Here is a 2,005-nt window from a genome sequence, read left to right on the forward strand (position 1 = left end):
CCCTCTGAAGCCACTTTTAAGGCTGTTTCCCTGTCTTGGACATCTTCTAGGTCTATATCAGTCAAATAAGCGCTCAAATAGGCTCCTATGTTGTCTATATCCTTTAATGACTTGATTGTTACAAATCCTAAACCCCATAGACTCCTTAATTCAGCATTTTTAATATAAATCTTATCCAAATCATTAAAGCGCATTAAAACATGACAATGCCAGGCTCCACGTCCTTGTGGCTCTACCACCGATAAATAATCTATCGAACTTTCTTTCTTGTATTTATAACGCAACCTGTCGATAAAATTTTGAAAATCACTATAAAGTTTTTTCGTGTCCGTCATATTTTTCTTGTATGTCAAAGTTATATGTAATTCATTTGGCCGTCCTATAAAATTGTTATTTATCAAATAACGCAGCTTCTTAAAGGTTTGTCTCAAAGAATTATAATTTTCCTGCCGATTTTCCGAATGCTCGAACTCCCGGATCTCCCCAGTAGAGAGGTCTACAAACCTATCCTTGTCCAATTTTTTGATATTATTTTTCCGGTTCATCTTCTCCATATGCTGAACTTCAATGACGTGATTCATAGTGGTCACTTTTACAACATCATTTGGAGCTATGAAAACCGCGTCACCATTGCGTTTATCCATCCATTTCCCCTCAATTTTTCCTGTAATGTTTAATTAAAATCAAGTTAATAATAAAGAACCCCAAATCCGAAGTCAGTTTTTCAACAAAAATTAGCGTCCTTTTCCCAAATAGTCCCTATACAATTCCTTAATAGCAAACTCAATTACAGCATCTTTTGAAACTCTTCCAAATTCATTGTGTTTTGTAAAATGTTCGGCTAATAACTCTAGCTTTTTAAATGTTTCAACAGTAATTCGAGGTCCAATTTGTTTTTTCTCTTCCATCCAAACACACTCCTAACAAGTTGTTAACATAATTCTAACATTGGAAATAATAGAATTCAAGAACAGAAAAAAGAAGCACACTCGGAATGATATTTCGTTTCCTTTTGATTCCGAGCCTCCACCCCTTACAATCCCCAAAGGCAACCGACAAGGGAAAATTCGTCCCTTATCGGCACCTCCGGAAATTGTACAGCAAGGGGTCACTCCCAATAAAAAGACTACGACATATAAAACAGGTTTAGCTTCAGAGAAAAAGAGCATAAGGAAACTCGGTGCCACCCTAAAAAAAAGGGTGTCAAACAGGCTGTGCCTGTTGAGTTTCTATGCTCTTAGAACAGGTGCCGTTTTTGAAGCCAAAGATATAGCATAGATACCCCATAGATATAGCAGGGATATACCAAAATATCTCTAGAGATACGGGTATCTATGCTATATCTCTCTACAAGATTCCTCCACACGCTTGACGGAAATGCTTCAGCATTTTAGCACTCACTCGACAGAGTGTATAAGTGCGCCATTCGGAATTTCAAAGCTTCAAATTTCACAGAGAGTGCCCATTTATACACACCCCCTAAATCGTGGTGTGACAATGGGTTCTCGCCGGCTCGAAATCGGTTTGTCATTCTGACAAATAACCCTTCGGGAAATAAAAAAAACGGCTCCATAAAGAGGAACCGTTTTGCTTCAAAAATCACGTTTTGTGTTATACTGGAGAAACGAAATTGTGTTTTCAAAATTGTCATTTTCGACATGATAACTTTTCTCGTAGTGTGGTTTTGCCGAACCCACTACTTTTTTTATGTCTCCGAACTTCATTTCTTCCCGTTCCGGCTTAACAATCCCTTTTGATTTTCGATACATATTCATTCCGGAAGGATACATGTGCAGCCGTCCGCCTTTTAAAAATTTCTTTTCCCGACCTTCTACGATCTTTGTTTGCACCTCACAGCCCTCTGAAGCCACTTTTAAGGCTGTTTCCCTGTCTTGGACATCTTCTAGGTCTATATCAGTCAAATAAGCGCTCAAATAGGCTCCTATGTTGCCTTCATGGCCGAGCGGGCCCGCAAGACCCCGGTCCGCAGGCCCGGCGAGAACAG

Annotated in this window: 1 protein-coding gene and 2 pseudogenes; all 3 read right to left on the minus strand. The window is 39.2% G+C overall.

Annotated elements, in window-relative coordinates; translation table 11 throughout:
* Window positions 1–644, minus strand: a pseudogene (locus tag ACFVZH_RS40235) (hypothetical protein); the annotation flags it as partial.
* 90 nt (window positions 645–734) lie between these two features.
* Window positions 735–908 (minus strand): hypothetical protein, encoded by a 174-nt coding sequence (locus ACFVZH_RS40240; protein ID WP_375839303.1) that lies wholly within the window; start codon window positions 906–908, stop codon window positions 735–737.
* A gap of 684 nt (window positions 909–1,592) precedes the next feature.
* Window positions 1,593–2,005, minus strand: a pseudogene (locus tag ACFVZH_RS40245) (hypothetical protein); the annotation flags it as partial.

It is taken from the genome of Streptomyces sp. NPDC059534 (assembly GCF_042743475.1).
GTDB lineage: Bacteria > Actinomycetota > Actinomycetes > Streptomycetales > Streptomycetaceae > Streptomyces.

Bases quoted from the DNA above. Each gene is read 5' to 3' on its own strand.
- ACFVZH_RS40240 (WP_375839303.1), bottom strand. From the start codon at position 908: ATGGAAGAGAAAAAACAAATTGGACCTCGAATTACTGTTGAAACATTT.